Here is a 17,476-nt window from a genome sequence, read left to right on the forward strand (position 1 = left end):
CCCATGAAGATACCCCGCTTGCACGTGCAACGGTCCGTTGCGACGATGCCGGAACGGTCGACAGGGACGAGGGCAGGCAGGAATGGCGATGCGCGCGGGATGGCTGTTGCTGCTGTGGTGGGTCTGCGCGTCCGTGCAGGCGACGGTGCCCGAGATTCCGCGCTTCCGCCTGCTGGGCGCCGGTGATGGCTTGCCGTCCGCCACCATCCCCGCGCTCGCACGCGATCGATCGGGCTACCTGTGGGTCGCCACCTGGGATGGCTTGGCGCGTTATGACGGCGTCGGCTTCAAGGTGTGGCGCCACGATCCGGCCGACGCGGCCTCGCTGCCCGGCAACGTCGTGCAGGCGCTGCACATCGATGCGGCAGACAGGATCTGGGTGGCGACAGAGAACGGTGGGCTCAGCGTCATGGGCGCCAACCGCGCCGGCTTCCGCCATTACCGCCAGGCCGACCATCCGCAGATGGGCAGCGATGATGTCTTCGCGATCACCAGTCGCGGCGACGATGTCTGGTTCGGCACGTTCGGCGGCGGACTGCACCGGCTGGCGGGTGATGGCCGCATCACGCGGTTCGCCTCCGACGCTGCCGACCCACAAGGCCTGCCGTCGGACAACGTGCTGTCGCTTGCGTTCGATGCGAAGGGCGTGCTGTGGGCGGGCACGATGTCCGGGCTGGCGAAGGTCGAAGGCGGGCGCGTGCAGCGTGTCGCCTTGCCCGCAGGCGAAGATCTGATCATCTACTCGGTCACGGCCGATGCCGACACGCTGTGGGTGGGCGCGTCCGATGGCGTGCACCGTCGCCTCGCGGATGGGCGCTGGGTATCGCCGCCCTGGTCGCCGATGTTCGCCCGCCCCAATGCCGTCATTGCGATGGCCAGCGACGGGCAGGGTGAGTATTGGCTGGCCAGCCAGGGCGGACTGTGGCGTACCGAAGGCGATCGCGCACCCGCGCCGGTGAACTACGACGCGCAAGGTGTCGGCATCGGCCGCGTGCTGCAGACGGTGCTCGCGCTGCCCGACGGCGGCCTGTGGGTGCCGGTACCGACGCGCGGCCTCGCCTACCTTCGCTCGGATTGGCGCCGTATCGCGGCGTTCTCGACAGCGCAGGGGCTCGGCGGCGGTCTGTATCGCGGCCTTTCGCAAGCCGGTCCCGGTGGACTGTGGATGGCCAGCAGCACCGGCAAGGTCGAACGCCTGGATACCCGCAACGGCCATGTCGCGCCGCTGGCGCATCACGCAGCCGCGCTCGCCGAGCTGCGGTTGACGTCGGTGCTGCAGGATCGGCGCGGGCTGTTGTGGATCGGTCATCGCAATGGGCTCATGCGCGTGGATCCGGCGACGGGTGCGAGAACGGAATGGGCGCACGAAGGCGACGATGCCGTACCCGATTCCACGTCGATCGATTGGTTGGTGGAAGGCGCGGACGGCAGCGTCTGGCTGGTCACGCAGATGGGCAGCGTGCAGCAGCGCGACGCCGACGGACACGTGCTGCGCACCATCTTGAAGGACCCCGATGCGGGTACCGGATTGCCCGATATCGAGGGCATCGCCGTCGCGCCGGATGGGCGCGCTTGGGTCGGCGGTGCACAAGGCATGCTGCAGTGGGATCCGACCTCGGAACGCTTCTCGGCGGTGGCGGAGATGGGCACCGACCGCGTCTACGCCTTCGCGTTCGAACACGCCGACCGCCTCTGGCTGCATCGCATGTCGGGCGTGGAAGCATGGCGGCACGAGGGTGGAAAGTGGATCCGCGAGCGTCGCATCGGCGCAGCCGAGGGACTACCCGCCGTGGAGTCCACCGGGTTGGCGGTCGACCCGCAACGCCGCGTCTGGCTGGGCACGCGCCGCGGCCTGTTCCGCATTGATGCGAACCTGCGCGGCTCGCGCGCGCTGCTGCGCAACTTCGGTGTGCGCGAAGGCCTGCTGAGCCAGGAGCTCAATGATCGCGGCCTGCTGATGACGACTGAAGGCTTGCTGGTCACGACCGCAGCGGATGGTTCGGTCGCGCTGCTCGACACGCACCTGCCCGATCCGCGTCCGGTGACGCCGAATCTCGTGCTCGACAGCCTGCAGGTCAGCCGCGGCGACAGCGTGATCCACCTGCCGGCAGGCGAAGGCATCGAACTGCGTCCCGAAGACCACGAGCTGCTCGTCGGCACGCGGCTGCTCAGCTACGAGAATCCCCTCGGCAATCGGTATCGTTCGCTTCTCGAAGGTTTCGACAACGGCTGGGTCGACCAGGGTGCCAGCGGCGAGCGCGTGTTCTCCGCGCTCACGCCCGGTCGTTACCGTCTGCGTATCCAGGCGTTCGATGCCGCCGGTAATGCCGCACGCGAACAGGTGCTGGCCGTGCACGTGCTGCCGCCGTGGTGGCGCAGCGCGTGGGGGCTGGCCCTGTTCGCGGTGCTGGGTGTTCTGCTCTTGCTCGCGCTCGGCGCGGCCTACCGGCGCCGCGTGCGCCGACGCAGCGCATGGCAACTGGCCGAGCACAAGCGCGAAATCGCGGAACAGGCCTCGCTGGCGAAGACGCGCTTCCTCGCCACCTTGGGTCACGAGATCCGCACGCCGATGACCGGCGTGCTGGGCATGACCGAACTGCTCCAGGCCACGCCGCTGGATACGCGGCAGAAGGGCTATACCGATGCGATCCAGCGCGCCGGCATGCACTTGCTGCGGCTGGTCAACGATGCGCTCGACCTGGCCAAGATCGAAGCGGGAAAACTGGAACTGCAGCAGGTGGAGTTCGACCTGCATGCGTTGCTCAGCGACGTGGTGGCCTTGATGGGCCCGGTGGCCGGCAAGCGCGGGCTCGCCTTCCACGACGGCGTCGCCGCCGGTGTGCCGCGCATCGTGCGAGGTGATCCGCTGCGCCTGCGCCAGATCCTGCTGAACCTGCTGGGCAATGCGATCAAGTTCACCGAGGCCGGGCACGTCTCGCTGCGGGCGCTGCCGATGGCGGGGCAGGGCGTGCGCCTGGAAGTCGGCGACACCGGCCCCGGCATCAACGCCGAGCAGCAGGAACGCCTGTTCCGTCGCTTCGAACAGGCTGAAGGCGCGCAGACGACAGCGCGCTACGGTGGCAGCGGTCTGGGACTGGCGATCTGCCAGGAACTCGCCGTCGCGATGGGCGGGCGCATCGCCGTCGATAGCGCACCCGGGAAGGGCACGCGGTTCTTCGTCGATCTGCCAGGCCTGCAGGCCACCGGCAGCGGCGACATCGCCGCTCCGACCGTGGGCGAGGCCGTGCATGCGCATGCGGAATCGGGACCGCTGGAGATCCTGCTGGTCGAAGACGACGCCACCGTCGCGGACGTCGTGGCTGGCCTGCTGCGCGCGCGCGGGCATCGGGTCACCCACGCGCCGCATGGTCTGGCGGCGTTGACGGAAGTCGCGGGGGCGGCCTTCGACGTGGCCTTCCTCGACCTTGATCTTCCCGGGCTCGATGGCATGGCGCTGGCGCAGCAGTTGCGGATGCGCGGCATCGCGACGCCGCTGGTCGCACTGACCGCGCGCACCGACGCGGAAGCCGAACCTGCGGCGCGGCAGGCAGGCTTCGACGAGTTCATCCGCAAGCCTGTCACTGGCGACATGCTCGCGACGGTGATCGCCGTACTGCGGGGACATGCGGCCCATGTCGAGCCGGGGGAGGCCTCGTGATGAAGATGCGTTGCTGGATCGTCGCCTTGATGGTGATGGTCGCTCCGGCGTGGGCTGAGTCGCCGGAGCCGCCGCTGCTGGGCGACTACATCACCGATACGCGTGCGCTGTATCCGTTGCGCGTGGGCGATTGGGAATCCGTCGGCGAAAAACGCTTCGAGCAGCCCGAGCTGGGCGTCGCGGTGCGTTATCAGGACACCCGCAAGCAGGATCGCTGGATGGACCTGTACCTGTATCCGGCCGGCGTGATGTTCGATCCGGTCTTCGAGCGGGCGTTCCAGCAGGGTGTCGACGAGATCGTGCAGATCGCGCGTCAGCGCAACGAAGGCGAGGTGCGTCTGGGCGAAGCGCGGACCTTTACGACGGCGCCGGTCATGGGCGAGCGAATGCTCGGCCATCTGGCCTTGAAGGCCCGTTCCTTCGTCATGGAAATGCCGATGCGCGACACGCGCTACCGCTCGGTGCTGGCGATGACGGTGCGTGACCTGTACTTCGTCAAGATCCGGTACAGCGTGGAGGCCGACGAGACATCCGACGAGGACGCGCAGCGGCAGGCGGAGATGCTCCTGGCAGGCTTCGCCGCGGATGTCCGCATCTTCAATACCGGCGCGTGCCGGCAAGTGCTGCAGGCGCGCCCCATGCCGGCGGACGGCCCGAGACCGGACGCGATCCTGGCCAGCACCAACGACGGGCAGGAAGAGGAAATGTGGATCGCCGACGATGCGGTCTACCTGCGGCCCAGCGTCATCGCGCGTGAAGGCGACGCGGCGCGGCTGCGGAACGAGGCGCAGTCGATCCGCGACGTGCTGCGCGGGCGTTGCGTGTCGCCCGAGATGATGGAGGTCGCCGTACCCGATGGCATGCGCGAGATCCGCTTCGAGTACCGGCTTCCGGGCGAGGGCAGCGATGGCACCGCGCCACGGCTCAGGAGCCCGCGCTCTGGCTTGGGCTGACGCCGTCGCTCAGTCGGCCCAGGCTTCGACGTACAGCGTGCGAGTGGCGTCATCCGGATCGGCATGGATCCAGATGCCACCGACCGCATCGTGCGGCAGGTAGAAGCCGGCATCCGCTTCCACCATCGTGCAGGTCTCCAGTGGGACTTCCTGCGCCAGCGTGCGCTGGCGGCAGGCATCTTCCACGAGCCGGCGCAGCGCCGGTGCCGCAGTGGCGTAGGGCGCATCGACCACGTACTGATGATCGCCCCAGCGCTGCGAATCCATCAGCCGGATTTCGGCGACAGGCTGGTCCGCCATCCGCACACGATCCGGCTGCAGCACCGCGCGCGCGGTGACGGCGGTGAGCGCGTCGCGCGCGTCGTCGGCCAACGTGTCCTCGCAGTCCAGTTCCACCCGCATCACCCGCGTGCGCCAGCCGGGCGCGAGTTCGTCCAGGCGGCGCGCGCGGATGCGGTCGCAGCCGGGCAGCATCTCGCGGCCGAAGCCCGCCTGTTCGGCGGGCACCACCATCACCAAGGCGGGGAAATCGCCTCCGGCGACCAGCAAGGTGCGGGGCGCCGCTTCCTCGGCGCGCACGCGCACGCCGGCCACCAGCAACAGGCCGGCGGCGGCGGGGGCAAGCAGGTGGCGGCATTCCATTGCGTCACTCCGGGTGGGGCGCGGCGGGGCCGCGCGGGATTCATCGCCTACTGAACGTATGGACCGCATCGACCAGGACGGCGACGTGTTCCGGATCCATGTCCGGCGACATGCCGTGGCCCAGGTTGAACACATGGCCCTCCCGCGAGCCGCCGTTGCCGTCGCGGTAGCTGTCCAGCGTGCGCTTCACTTCCGCGCGGATCGCCTCGGGCGAGCCGTACAGCGTGGCCGGGTCCAGGTTGCCCTGCAGCGCGACCTTGCCGCCGGTGCGGCGCGCGGCATCGCCGAGTTCGATCAGCCAGTCCACGCCCACGCCTTCGGCGCCGGTGGCGGCCAGCGCTTCCAGATAGGCCGCGGTGCCCTTGCCGAACAGGATCAGCGGGGTGCGCTCCGCGCCTTCGCCACGGTCGAGCTCATGCGCGATGCGCTGCAGATAGGGGAGGGAGAACTCGCGGTACATCGCCGGACTCAGCACGCCGCCCCAGGTGTCGAACACCTGCAGCGCCTGGGCACCGGCGGCGCGTTGCGCGGCCAGGTAGGCGATCACGGCATCGGTGTTGACCGACAGCAGGCGGTGCAGCGCGGCCGGTTCGTTCAGCGCCATCGCCTTGATGCGGGCGAAGTCCTTGCTGCCGCCGCCTTCCACCATGTAGCAGGCCAGCGTCCACGGGCTGCCGGAGAAACCGATCAACGGCACCTTGCCGTCCAGTTCGCGGCGGATCACCCGCACCGCGTCCATCACGTAGCGCAGCTCGGTTTCCATGTCCGGCACGCCGAGCTTGGCGGCGTCGGCGGCACTGCGCACGGTACGTTCGAACTTCGGGCCCTCGCCTTCGACGAAGTACAGGCCCAGGCCCATCGCGTCCGGCACGGTCAGGATGTCCGAGAACAGGATCGCCGCATCCAGGTCGTAGCGACGCAGCGGCTGCAGCGTCACCTCGCAGGCGATCTCCGGATTCTTCGCCATCCCCAGGAAGCTGCCGGCTTCCTTGCGCGTGGCGCGGTACTCCGGCAGGTAGCGGCCGGCCTGGCGCATCAGCCAGACGGGCGTGCAGTCCACGGGTTCGCGGCGCAGCGCGCGCAGGAAGCGATCGTTCTTCAAAGCGGTCATCGTGGTTCCGGGAAAGGGTTACTTGGGCGCGTCGGCGCCGCGGGCGAACATCAGCTGGAAGCCGCGCTTGAGGTGGCTGTCGCGCGCTTTCTCGAAGGCCGCATTGGCCTCGTCCTGCAGCAGGTACTGCTCGCGCTTGAGCGTGGCGCGGCCGCCGATCTGGCCGGTTTCGCGCAACAGCTCCCAGCCCCCGAACAAATCGGGCTGGAGGGTCAGCTGGACGTAGCGGGGCGCTTCGCCCGCGTCGGGGCGTTGCTGGAGGAAGACGCGCATGGCGACATTTTAGCCGGACAGCACGCCCAACACCCGGCTTTCGTCCACGTCCGGCACCACCTCGGCCTGGCCCAGCCCGCGCCACAGCACCAGCCGCAGGCGGCCGGCGAGGTTCTTCTTGTCCAGGCGCATGCGGGCCAGCAGGGCCTCGGGCGCCAGGCCGGCCGGCATCCGGACCGGCAGGCCGTAGGCCGCCAGCAAGGCTTCCAGGCGGTCCGTGTCCGCGGCGGGCGCCAGGCCCAGCTCCGCGGACAGCCGCGCCGCCAGCACCATGCCCACCGCCACCGCCTCGCCATGGTTGAGGTTGTCGTTGCCCAGGCCGCCATAACCCTGTTCGGTTTCGATGGCGTGGCCGAAGGTGTGGCCGAAATTCAGCAGGGCGCGCTCGCCCTTCTCCAGCGGGTCGCGAGCCACGATCTCCGCCTTATGCTCGCAGCTGGCCGCGATCGCCAGGGCCAGCGCTTCGCCGTCCATCGCCAGCAGCGCTGCACGTTCCTGTTCCAGCCACTGGAAGAAGCGTGCATCGCGGATCGCGCCGTACTTGATCACCTCGGCCAGGCCAGCGCGCAGTTCCCGCGGCGGCAGCGTGGCCAGCGCCGCCGTATCGGCGAACACCGCGCGCGGTGGGTGGAACGCGCCCACCAGGTTCTTGCCCTGCGGGATGTCGACCGCGGTCTTGCCACCCACCGACGAATCCACCATCGACAGCAGCGTCGTGGGCACTTGCACGCAATCCACGCCGCGCATCCAGCAGGCGGCCGCGAACCCGGCGAGGTCGCCCACCACGCCGCCGCCGAGCGCGACCACGCAGGCATCGCGGGTGGCGCCCAGCGTGGCCAGCGCCTCGATGGCATGGCCGAAGTGGGCCAGCGTCTTCGACTCTTCGCCCGCCGGCAGGATGAAGGTGCCGATGGCCAGATCCGGGCGCGCGGCATGCAGCGCCTCGCGCACGGCGCCTGCATACAGCGGCGCCACCACCGAATCGCTGACCAGCAGCACGTGCCGGCCGCGCACATGGCGCACAAGCGCGGCGCCGTCGCCCAGCAGGCCCGGCCCGATGGTGATGGTGTAGGGAATCTCGCCGCCGACATCGACGGTGCGTGCGTGGTTCATGCGTTCTCTTCGATGGGCTGCCAGCGGTGCGCCAGCAGCTGGGTCAGGCGGGCGGTGGCCTCCGGCGGGGTCAGCCCGTTGGTGTCCAAGGACAGATCGGCGATCTCGCGGTACAGCGGTTCGCGCAGCGTGGCCATCTCCTGCAGCACCTGTTCGCGATCCGGCCGCTGCAGCAGCGGGCGATTGGTGCAGCGGCCGAGGCGGCGCAGCTGCGCGTCCACACTCACCTGCAGGTAGACCACGTAACCGCGCTGCTTCATCAGGGCCCGGTTGTCGGCATCGAGCACCGCGCCGCCGCCGGTGGAGACCAGCTGGCCGTGGCCGGCGAGCAGCTCGCGCAGGGTGGTTTTCTCGCGTTCGCGGAAGCCGGCTTCGCCCACGTGTTCGAACAATGTCGCGATGCTGGCGCCGGTGCGGTCCACGATGGCCTGGTCCGCATCGACGAAGGCCAGCCCGAAGCGTTCGGCCACGCGCTTGCCGATGGAGGTCTTGCCCGCGCCGGTGGGGCCGACGAGGATCAGGTTGGGGGCCGGATTCATGATGGGCTAGATGCTAGCACCGCCCGCGCGTGGCGCGGCCTTAACACCGACGGGACTACGGTGGCTCCCCGGCATCGGCCGGGCCACCGAAGAGGAACGCACCATGTCCGTCGCCAAGATCATCGAGGTCAACGCTTCGTCCAAGACCAGCATGGAAGATGCGGTGAAGGTCGGCCTCAAGAAGACCTCCGAGACCGTGAAGAACATCAAGGGCGCCTGGGTGAACGAGATCAAGGTCGTCACCGACGACGGCGGCAACGTCACCGAGTGGCGCGTGAACCTGCGGATCAGCTTCGTGGTGACGTGAGGGGGCGGCGCGGATCTCTTGTAGGAGCGACGTCAGTCGCGACCGCTGACCTGCGGGGTCCTGGAGTTCATCGGCCGGCTCCGCACACGCCCAACGTCGGGTTCTTCCGTTCGCCAAGCCGTGCGGTCGCGACTGACGTCGCTCCTACAACGGCAAGAGCGGCCTTCGTTGGTCATCCAGCCTGACGACGCGTTCGGCGATCGCCGGCAGCGTCGCGAGCAGGTGCCGGCTGGTGCGTTCGTAGTGCTGGATGAAGCGGTCCAGTTGCGCGCGGTCCATGCCGGCCCGCTGCGGGTCGCGCGCAACGAGGGCCTGCTCCTGTTCCCAGCGCCAGGTGCGCACGATCTCGAAGCCGGGCGGCTGCAGGAACCACAGCGCATCGATGCGCGACCACAGCGCCGGGTAATCGTTGCGCAAGGCGTCGTTGCAATGGCGGCGCCAGCGGCCGTCCGCGTCCTCGTCGTGCTCCAGTGCATTGATCGGCGTGGCCAGCGCGGCGTCGTCCTCGGGCATCGCCTTCAGGCACCAGCCTTCGAACACCACCAGGTCGACGCGGCCGTCGATCCGTGTCCAGGCATCGTCGGGCGCACGATCGTCGGCCAGCTTGTCGAAGCGCGGCAGGACCACCGCTTCGCCGTTGCGCAACCCATCCAGTACGCGACACCCCAGCGCCACATCGTGGGTGCCGGGCGGGCCACGCGTGGCGAGCAAGGGATGCACTTCGGCCGCGAGCCGCTGCCGTTGCGCGCGGGTCAGGTACAGGTCGTCCAGCGACAGCACCGCCACGCGCAGGCCTTCTGCGCGCGCCCGGGCCGCGAGCTGCTCCGCCAGCGTCGACTTGCCGCTGCCCTGCAGGCCGGTGATGGCGAACACCGGAGGGGTCGCCCGCGATGCGCGTGCCGTCCGCAGCGCGTCGTCGACGAGCAGCGCTGGAAAACCCTCGGGATGCACGGGTGTCGTCATCGCGCGACAATAGCGCATGCCCGGGATGCGGGCGCTGCCGTTGCGATGCCATGACCGATCTGTACGCCGAGGCCCTGTCCACGTTCGCCACGCTGTTCGGCGAAGCGAAGACCGCGGGCACCGAAATCGAACCCAATGCGATGACGGTGGCGACCGCCACGCCGGACGGCCATCCGTCCGCGCGCACGGTGTTGCTGAAAGCGTTCGACGAACGCGGTTTCGTCTTCTACACGCACACGCACAGCCAGAAGGGCCGCGAACTGCACGACAATCCGCGCGCTGCGTTGCTGTTCCTGTGGCGCAGCCTGCGCGAGGCCGGCATCCAGGTGCGCGTGGAAGGCGCGGTGACGCCGGTCGGCGACGCCGAGGCCGATGCGTATTTCGCCTCCCGTCCGCGCCAGAGCCAGCTGGGCGCGTGGGCATCGATCCAGTCCGAGACGCTGGACTCGCGCGAAGCGTTCGAAGCGCGCATGGCCGAGGTGGAAGCGCGCTTCGACGGCAGCGACGTGCCACGGCCGGCGGGCTGGAGCGGCTATCGCGTGGCGCCCGACGCCATCGAGTTCTGGTATGGCGCGCAGTTCCGCCTGCACGAGCGCTGGCGCTACGAATGCGATGCCGCGGGCGCGTGGAGCAAGCGGATGCTGTTTCCTTGAGCGCCATCCGCATCGCGGTCGCAACGCCGGACGACGTGGCGGCCTGGGCCAGCCTGCGCCTGGCGCTGTGGCCGGATGCGGACCTCGCCGAGCTGCGTGAGGAAGCACGCGCGTGGGATGCGGCGTCGGCGCTCGCCGTGCTGGCGTTCGATGCCGACGGCCGCGCCATCGGCCTGGCCGAAGCCGGCCTGCGCCACGACTACGTCAATGGCACCGACGGCTCGCCGGTGGGCTTTCTTGAAGGCTGGTACGTGGATCCGGCATGGCGTGGCCACGGTGTGGGCCGCGCGCTGGTCGCCGCGATCGAGGCGTGGACCCGCGGGCGGGGCTGCACGGAACTGGCTTCCGATGCGCTGCTGGACAACACCGGCGGCCATGCCGCGCACGCCGCCTGCGGTTTCGAAGAGACCGAGCGCGTCGTCTACTTCCGCAAGCGGCTGGACCCCTGACGCATGGGCCCGCGCCGCATCGTCTGTCTGACCGAAGAGCCGACCGAGACGCTGTACGCGCTGGGCGAGCAGGACCGCATCGTCGGCATCAGCGGGTTCACCGTGCGTCCGCCGCAGGCCCGCAAGGAGAAGCCGAAGGTCAGCGCGTTCACCAGCGCGAAGATCGACGACATCCTGAAGTTGCAACCGGATCTCGCCATCGGCTTTTCCGACATCCAGGCCGACATCGCCGCCGAGCTGGTACGGCAGGGCGTGGAGGTGTGGATCAGCAACCATCGCAGTGTGGACGGCATCGTCGACTACGTGCGGCGGCTGGGCGCGCTGGTGGGCGCCGCGACGCGCGCCAACACGTACGCCGACACGCTCGCGCGCGGACTGGACGATGTCCGTGCGCAGGCGGCGCGGCTGCCGCGCCGGCCGACGGTGTACTTCGAAGAGTGGGACGAACCGCAGATCACCGGTATCCGCTGGGTGTCCGAGCTGATTGGCATCGCCGGGGGCGACGACGTGTTTCCGGAGATGGCGCGCGAGTCGCTGGCCAAGCACCGCATCCTCGCCGACGGCAGCGAGGTGGTGCGGCGCGCACCCGACCTCATCCTGGGCTCATGGTGCGGCAAGAAGTTCCGGCCCGAGCGCGTAGCGGCACGTCCAGGGTGGGAGGCGATCCCCGCCGTCCGCGACGGCGAACTGCACGAGATCAAGTCTCCGCTGATCCTGCAGCCCGGGCCGGCCGCGCTGACCGATGGCGTGCAGGCGATCGCGGCGATCGTGCAGGCGTGGGCGGCTCGCCAGTCCTGAGGTTGACGCTTCTGTAGGAGCGACGTAAGTCGCGACCGCGGACCAGACGCCATCCGCTCGTTCGATAGGGCGGGTGCGTCATCATCACGGTGTTCTGCAACGGCCAGTTCGATAGGGACGGCGTGCGGTCGCGACTTACGTCGCTCCTACATCGGGTCCCACCGACCTCAGAAATTCCGCTGGAACTTCACCGTTTCCGTGCGGCCACCGGCCTGCACCACGATCTCGAAGCGATAGGAGTTGCGCGGCGAGATACGCGCGGTGCCGATCAGGTCGGTGTACTCGCCGGCGTCCACCTTGCGCAGCGTGACGACCTGGCGCGCACCCGAGAGGTCATGCGCGGTGACGCTCACGTCGCCGTCGGCATCGAGTTCCTCGGCGCCTTTCACCTCGCGCAAGGCGACCAGCACCAGCGCGGTACCGGCATCGCGCTGCACGCCGTACTGCTTCGCGACGGGCTCGCTCAGCGCCAGCGTCGGCAGCGCGTTGTAGCGCACGCGCAGGCTGCCGAAGTCGGTTTCGGCGGGCGCCGGTGGGACGAATTCGGCAGCACGCGGCGTCTCACCGCCGGAGCAGGCGACTAAGGACAGGGCGAGAACCAGGGGGGCGATCAGGAGTTTCATCGGCGTCGGTGCCTGTGTGTCGTAGGTACGTTACGAGGTGCTGAGCGGGCCGGATGCGGCGTCAATCGTTCGCCGCAGACAGTTCGCCGCCCCGTGCGGTCGCCGCACGCACGGCTCGAGCAACGAGGGCTTCGAAGCCGCCGGCCTGGAAGGTCTCGATCGCCGCCTGTGTGGTGCCGTTGGGCGAGGTCACGCGGCGGCGCAATTCGGCCGGTGTCTCGCCGCTTTCGGTCAGCATGCGCGCCGCACCCAGGACGGTCTGCAGCACCAGCGTGCGCGCGGCGTCGGCCGACAGGCCTTCGGCTACCGCCGCCGATTCCATCGCCTCCGCCAGCAGGAAGACGTAGGCCGGACCGCTGCCGGACACGCCGGTGACGGCGTCCATCTTCGCTTCGGCATCGATCCAGACGGTCGGGCCCGCGGCGGAGAGCAGCAGTTCCGCGCGCTCACGCCCGGTCGCGTCGACCTCATCGCTCGCATGCAGGCCGGTGACGCCGGCACCGAGCAGGGCGGGCGTGTTGGGCATGCTGCGCACCACCGGCACGCCACCGCCCAGCCAGCGCTGCATCTGCGCGACGGTGATGCCGGCGGCGATGGACACGGCCAGCGGGCGCTGCGCCTGCGCCATCGGCGCGAGCGATTCGCACACCGTGCGCATGACCTGCGGCTTCACCGCGAACAGCCAGGTGTCCGCGCCGTAGGCCGCTTCCCCGGCCTCGGTGAACACCTGTACGCCGAAGTCGGCTGCCAGCGCGGCGCGCAGCGGTTCGTTGGGCTCGGCCACGCGGATGCGCGAGGGCTCCGCGCCGCGCTTGAGCAGGCCGCCGATCAGGCTGCGCGCCATGTTGCCGCCGCCGATGAAGGCCAGGGGATGCGTCAGCACACGCGACGTGGAAGGAGTCATGGCGTCAGGCCTCGGGAAAGTCGAAAGGAGTCAGGCGGGTCGCGGCGGGCGCGCGCCGAACAGGGCGGTGCCGATGCGGACCATCGTGGCGCCGTGCGCGACGGCGAGCGCATAGTCGTCGCTCATGCCCATCGACAGGGTATCCACGCCGGGATGCGTCGCCGCCACCTCGTCCTGCAGCGCCTGCATGCGGCGGAAGGCGTCGATGCGCCGGGCGGTGTCGGGGTGGGGCGCGGGAATCGCCATCAGCCCGCGCAGGCGCAGGCGCGGTTCGGCCGCGATGGCATCGGCGAGGGCGGCGACCTCGTGAGGCGGGCAGCCATGCTTGCTGGCTTCATCATCGATGTTCACCTGCACCAACACATTGAGCGGCGCACGATCGGAAGGGCGATAGCGTGACAGAGCGCCAATCAATTTGTGACGGTCTACCGTCTGCACCCAATCGAACAGCTGCGCCGCGAGTTCTGCCTTGTTCGATTGCAGGTGGCCGATGAGGTGCCATTCCAGGCCCATATCCGCCAGTTCGCCGATCTTCGCCTGGGCTTCCTGCACGTAGTTTTCGCCGAAGGCGCGCTGTCCGGCGCGCGCCAGTTCGGCCACGGCAGCGGCCGGTTGCAGCTTGGAGACGGCCAACAGCGCAGGGCTTGGCCGATGTGCGGCTTTCGCTGCGTTTTCAAGGTGTTGCAGGGTCTCGCTGAGGGTGTCGGCGAGCATGTTCATCCAACCATTGGCGGGAACGGCAAGGGCGCTATACTGCCCTTCGGGGAATGAACGTTCCAGTTCGCAGCAACTTGGGGAAGCAGCGTCATGGATATCGCCGAACTCTTGGCGTTCTCGGTAAAGAACAAGGCCTCGGACCTCCACCTCTCGGCCGGCTTGCCGCCGATGATCCGCGTGGATGGCGACGTGCGCCGCATCAACATCCCGGCGCTGGACCACAAGCAGGTGCATGCGCTGGTCTACGACATCATGTCGGACAAGCAGCGGCGCGACTTCGAAGAATTCCTCGAGGTCGACTTCTCGTTCGAGATCCCGTCGCTGGCGCGCTTCCGCGTCAACGCCTTCAACCAGAACCGCGGCGCCGGCGCCGTCTTCCGTACGATTCCGTCGGAAGTGCTGACCCTGGAAGACCTGGGCTGCCCGCCGCTGTTCCGCGAACTGATCCAGCAGCCGCAGGGCCTGATTCTGGTCACCGGCCCGACCGGTTCGGGCAAGTCGACCACGCTGGCGGCGATGATCGACCACATCAACAAGAACGAGTACGGGCACATCCTCAGCGTCGAGGACCCGATCGAGTTCGTGCACACCTCGCAGAAGTGCCTGATCAACCAGCGCGAAGTGCACCGTGACACGCACGGCTTCAACGAGGCGCTGCGTTCGGCGCTGCGTGAAGACCCCGACTACATCCTGGTCGGCGAGTTGCGCGACCTGGAAACCATCCGCCTGGCGCTGACCGCCGCGGAAACCGGCCACCTGGTGTTCGCCACCCTGCACACCAGCTCGGCAGCCAAGACCATCGACCGCGTGATCGACGTGTTCCCCGCCGGCGAGAAGCCGATGGTGCGCTCGATGCTGTCCGAATCGCTGCGCGCGGTGATCTCGCAGGCGCTGCTGAAGAAGATCGGCGGCGGCCGCACCGCGGCGTGGGAAATCATGGTGGGCACCCCGGCCATCCGCAACCTGATCCGCGAGGACAAGGTGGCGCAGATGTACTCGGCCATCCAGACCGGCCAGCAGAGCGGCATGATGACCCTGGACCAGCACCTGCAGGACCTGGTGAAGCGCGCGCTGATCACCCGCCAGCAGGCCAAGGAATACGCGAAGGACAAGCGGTTGTTCGAATGACGGCAGGGCCCGCGCGGCGCTACGCCGCCTGACCGCCGCCTCGCCTACGGAGCAGACCCATGAGCACCATCGACTTCACCTCCTTCCTCAAGCTGATGGCGCACCAGAAGGCGTCGGACCTGTTCATCACGTCCGGCATGCCGCCGTCCATCAAGGTGCACGGCAAGATCTCGCCGATCACGCAGACGCCGCTGACCTCGCAGCAGTCGCGCGACCTGGTGTTGAACGTGATGACGCCGGGCCAGCGCGAGGAGTTCGAAAAGACCCACGAGTGCAACTTCGCCATCGGCGTCGCCGGCGTGGGCCGCTTCCGCGTGAGCTGCTTCTACCAGCGCAACCAGGTGGGCATGGTGCTGCGCCGGATCGAGACCCGCATCCCGACGGTGGAAGAGCTGAACCTGCCGCCGGTCATCAAGACGCTGGCGATGACCAAGCGCGGTATCATCATCTTCGTCGGCGCCACCGGTACCGGTAAGTCCACCTCGCTGGCGGCGATGATCGGTTACCGCAACCAGAACTCCACCGGTCACATCATCACGATCGAGGACCCGATCGAATTCGTGCACAAGCACGAGGGCTGCATCATCACCCAACGCGAAGTCGGCATCGACACCGACAGCTGGGATGCGGCGCTGAAGAACACCCTGCGCCAGGCGCCGGACGTGATCATGATCGGCGAGGTGCGCACGCGCGAAGGCATGGACCACGCCATCGCCTTCGCCGAAACCGGCCACCTGGTGCTGTGCACGCTGCACGCCAACAACGCCAACCAGGCGATGGACCGCATCATCAACTTCTTCCCGGAAGACCGCCGCACCCAGCTGCTGATGGACCTCTCGCTCAACCTCAAGGGCGTGGTCGCGCAGCAGCTGATCCCGACGCCGGACGGCAAGGGCCGCCGCGTGGCGATGGAGATACTGCTCGGCACGCCGCTGATCCAGGACTACATCCGCGATGGCGAGATCCACAAGCTGAAGGAAGTGATGAAGGAATCCACCAACCTCGGAATGAAGACCTTCGACCAGAGCCTGTTCGAGCTGTACCAGGCCGGCGAGATCAGCTACGAGGACGCACTGCGCTACGCCGATTCGCAGAACGAAGTGCGCCTGCGCATCAAGCTGGCCCAGGGCGGCGACGCCCGCACGCTGGCGCAGGGCCTGGACGGCGTGGAGATCGCGGAAGTCCGCTGACCTCCGCACGACGCGTCGCACGGAAAGGGGCGGGCGACCGCCCCTTTTTCATGGGCGTTTAACCCTCCCCTTACATGGGGCTGACTTCGTTCTGAACGTGTTCGCGCCGCGATGCGTGGTGCAGTGATCGTGCAGGTAGGGTGGCGAGCCATTCGCACACTCGCTCGCCACCAGGATGGAACGCATGCGCAGGGACAGGATCGTCGCCGTCGTCGTGGTCGTGCTGGTGCATGCATGTTTCGGCGTTGTGCTGCTGGTCTCCCGGCCGCCGGGGCAGGGACGGATGGCGGAGGACAGCGATCGCCTACGCCTGCGCTTCGTCGCGCGCCCGACCGTGGTCCCACGCACCGTGGCGTCGCGCCCGAACCTGCCGTCGCTGCCTGCACGCCCGCGACCCGCGCCGCGCATGTCGGCGACGCCTCCGGAGACGGTGCCGCACGACGCGCCGACGCTGCCATCGCAGGGCGAAGGGCCGCTGGTGCTCTCGCTGCCGGCTGCGCCGCTGCGCGCGGGCGAGCGTGATCTCTTCGCTCGCCAGGAGAAGCACGCGTTCGAGGCACCGTCACGGCTCAACGTGACCCTCCACGACAGCTCGTTCGTCGGCCGTTACCAGCAGTTCCTCAAGGACGTGACTTGCGAAGAACTTCGCCGCGCCATGCGCAACAGCCCCTCCAGCGCCAATACGATCCAGGCTTCGATGAGCCGTCGCGGCTGCGCACTCTGATCGGCTGCCGAGGCCGGCACAGGTCAACGGAGTGGATCGAGGCGGGTAGGCGCCACGACCTCCGGCACCTGAAAGTGTTGACTTCCGGCACCTCACGGACGGCCGGGCGGGTCTGAAGATGTGCATGAACCGACGCGGTGTCGGCCTCTCCCGGACCCTTGCCCCATGACGCAGATCCTCTCCCACACGCCCCTCTGGGTCTTCGGCCTGTTCGTCGGCCTGGTCTACCTGGGTTACCTGCAGAGCAGGACGCGCCAGGTCTCGCGCGGCCGCCTCATCGTGCTGCCGGTCGCCATGCTGGCGTGGTCGCTGTACTCGGTCTGGTCGACCTTCGACGCGCACCTCGCCGCGCTGGCCGCTTGGGCCTGCGCGTGGGCCGCCGTGGTCGCCATCGCGTTGGCGCGAACTCCATCGCGCCGCGCGTCCTACGACGCATCGACGAAGCAGTTCACCGTACCCGGCAGCTGGTTACCGCTGGCGCTGATGATGGGCATCTTCTTCTTCAAGTACGCCGTGGCCGTGATCCATGCCACGAAGCCGGGCATCCTCGATGCGACGATGGCCGTCGTCGTGGTGGCCGGCACGTACGGCCTCTTCAGTGGCCTGTTCATGGCACGCGCGTTGCGGGTGCTGGGGGTGATGAAGTCGCCGCGCCTGGTCGAGCGCAGCGCCTGAGTGAAAAGTACGGAACATGCCGGATGAAGGCATGTGATTGCTAACTTGGATACATG

Annotated in this window: 19 protein-coding genes; 10 read left to right on the forward strand and 9 right to left on the reverse strand. The window is 68.6% G+C overall.

Annotated features, from left to right (window positions below; genetic code table 11):
* The first annotated feature begins 88 nt into the window (after positions 1-88).
* Entirely contained in the window at positions 89-3,658 is a 3,570-nt protein-coding gene (locus BM365_RS14545; RefSeq protein ID WP_093490810.1) for a hybrid sensor histidine kinase/response regulator, read from the forward strand.
* A complete protein-coding gene (locus BM365_RS14550) occupies positions 3,658-4,611 on the forward strand; it encodes a hypothetical protein (RefSeq protein WP_093490233.1) in 954 nt (317 codons plus the stop codon). The genes BM365_RS14545 and BM365_RS14550 overlap by 1 nt, the downstream gene beginning before the upstream one ends.
* 9 nt (positions 4,612-4,620) lie before the next feature.
* Here BM365_RS14550 and BM365_RS14555 read toward each other — a convergent pair whose 3' ends face one another.
* From BM365_RS14555 to BM365_RS14575, 5 genes are read right to left on the reverse strand one after another with little or no spacing between them, the layout of a single operon-like run.
* Complete coding sequence (locus tag BM365_RS14555) at positions 4,621-5,253, reverse strand: hypothetical protein (RefSeq protein WP_093490234.1); 633 nt, start codon at positions 5,251-5,253, stop codon at positions 4,621-4,623.
* Between the two features lie 40 nt (positions 5,254-5,293).
* On the reverse strand, positions 5,294-6,364 hold the full coding sequence (gene hemE / locus BM365_RS14560) for a uroporphyrinogen decarboxylase (RefSeq protein WP_093490235.1): 1,071 nt from the start codon (positions 6,362-6,364) through the stop codon (positions 5,294-5,296).
* 18 nt (positions 6,365-6,382) lie between these two features.
* Complete coding sequence (locus tag BM365_RS14565; protein ID WP_093300856.1) at positions 6,383-6,637, reverse strand: WGR domain-containing protein; 255 nt, start codon at positions 6,635-6,637, stop codon at positions 6,383-6,385.
* 9 nt (positions 6,638-6,646) lie between these two features.
* On the reverse strand, positions 6,647-7,750 hold the full coding sequence (gene aroB, locus BM365_RS14570) for a 3-dehydroquinate synthase (protein ID WP_093490236.1): 1,104 nt from the start codon (positions 7,748-7,750) through the stop codon (positions 6,647-6,649).
* Positions 7,747-8,289: a shikimate kinase gene (locus tag BM365_RS14575; protein WP_093490237.1), complete on the reverse strand. Its 543-nt coding sequence runs from the start codon at positions 8,287-8,289 to the stop codon at positions 7,747-7,749. Before BM365_RS14575 ends, aroB begins: the two co-directional genes overlap by 4 nt.
* Positions 8,290-8,392: 103 nt before the next feature.
* Here BM365_RS14575 and BM365_RS14580 point away from each other — a divergent pair, with 103 nt between their 5' ends.
* Positions 8,393-8,596 carry a dodecin family protein gene (locus tag BM365_RS14580; RefSeq protein ID WP_056878080.1) on the forward strand — a complete coding sequence of 68 codons (204 nt, stop codon included), beginning with the start codon at positions 8,393-8,395 and terminating at the stop codon, positions 8,594-8,596.
* Positions 8,597-8,740: 144 nt separating this feature from the next.
* Here the strand turns inward: BM365_RS14580 and BM365_RS14585 are convergent, their stop codons facing one another.
* Complete coding sequence (locus BM365_RS14585; protein WP_233210817.1) at positions 8,741-9,577, reverse strand: kinase; 837 nt, start codon at positions 9,575-9,577, stop codon at positions 8,741-8,743.
* Between the two features lie 32 nt (positions 9,578-9,609).
* On the opposite strand from BM365_RS14585, the gene pdxH reads away from it, so the two are divergent.
* From pdxH to BM365_RS14600, 3 genes are read left to right on the forward strand one after another with little or no spacing between them, the layout of a single operon-like run.
* Positions 9,610-10,212 (forward strand): pyridoxamine 5'-phosphate oxidase, encoded by a 603-nt coding sequence (gene pdxH, locus BM365_RS14590; protein WP_093490238.1) that lies wholly within the window; start codon positions 9,610-9,612, stop codon positions 10,210-10,212.
* Positions 10,209-10,661: an aminoglycoside 6'-N-acetyltransferase gene (gene aac(6'), locus BM365_RS14595; protein ID WP_233210818.1), complete on the forward strand. Its 453-nt coding sequence runs from the start codon at positions 10,209-10,211 to the stop codon at positions 10,659-10,661. Before pdxH ends, aac(6') begins: the two co-directional genes overlap by 4 nt.
* A 3-nt stretch (positions 10,662-10,664) precedes the next feature.
* Positions 10,665-11,459 (forward strand): cobalamin-binding protein, encoded by a 795-nt coding sequence (locus BM365_RS14600; protein ID WP_093490240.1) that lies wholly within the window; start codon positions 10,665-10,667, stop codon positions 11,457-11,459.
* A gap of 167 nt (positions 11,460-11,626) precedes the next feature.
* On the opposite strand, the gene BM365_RS14605 is transcribed toward BM365_RS14600, so the two are convergent.
* From BM365_RS14605 to BM365_RS14615, 3 genes are all read right to left on the reverse strand, one after another.
* Positions 11,627-12,082 (reverse strand): DUF4426 domain-containing protein, encoded by a 456-nt coding sequence (locus BM365_RS14605; RefSeq protein ID WP_093490241.1) that lies wholly within the window; start codon positions 12,080-12,082, stop codon positions 11,627-11,629.
* A gap of 61 nt (positions 12,083-12,143) precedes the next feature.
* Complete coding sequence (proC, locus tag BM365_RS14610; protein WP_093490242.1) at positions 12,144-12,986, reverse strand: pyrroline-5-carboxylate reductase; 843 nt, start codon at positions 12,984-12,986, stop codon at positions 12,144-12,146.
* A gap of 30 nt (positions 12,987-13,016) precedes the next feature.
* Complete coding sequence (locus BM365_RS14615; protein ID WP_093490812.1) at positions 13,017-13,700, reverse strand: YggS family pyridoxal phosphate-dependent enzyme; 684 nt, start codon at positions 13,698-13,700, stop codon at positions 13,017-13,019.
* Positions 13,701-13,793: 93 nt separating this feature from the next.
* Between BM365_RS14615 and BM365_RS14620 the strand changes: the two genes are divergently transcribed.
* From BM365_RS14620 to BM365_RS14635, 4 genes are all read left to right on the forward strand, one after another.
* A complete protein-coding gene (locus BM365_RS14620; protein WP_093490243.1) occupies positions 13,794-14,831 on the forward strand; it encodes a type IV pilus twitching motility protein PilT in 1,038 nt (345 codons plus the stop codon).
* A 59-nt stretch (positions 14,832-14,890) separates the two neighbouring features.
* The gene (locus BM365_RS14625) at positions 14,891-16,021 is read left to right on the forward strand and encodes a PilT/PilU family type 4a pilus ATPase (protein ID WP_093490244.1); all 1,131 of its coding nucleotides are present in this window, start codon (positions 14,891-14,893) and stop codon (positions 16,019-16,021) included.
* Positions 16,022-16,205: 184 nt separating this feature from the next.
* Positions 16,206-16,745, forward strand: a complete 540-nt coding sequence (locus tag BM365_RS14630) for a hypothetical protein (RefSeq protein WP_139227444.1) — start codon at positions 16,206-16,208, stop codon at positions 16,743-16,745.
* 165 nt (positions 16,746-16,910) lie between these two features.
* The gene (locus BM365_RS14635) at positions 16,911-17,420 is read left to right on the forward strand and encodes a DUF6622 family protein (protein ID WP_093490246.1); all 510 of its coding nucleotides are present in this window, start codon (positions 16,911-16,913) and stop codon (positions 17,418-17,420) included.
* Positions 17,421-17,476 lie beyond the last annotated feature (56 nt).

Source organism: Pseudoxanthomonas sp. YR558, assembly GCF_900116385.1.
Lineage (GTDB): Bacteria > Pseudomonadota > Gammaproteobacteria > Xanthomonadales > Xanthomonadaceae > Pseudoxanthomonas_A.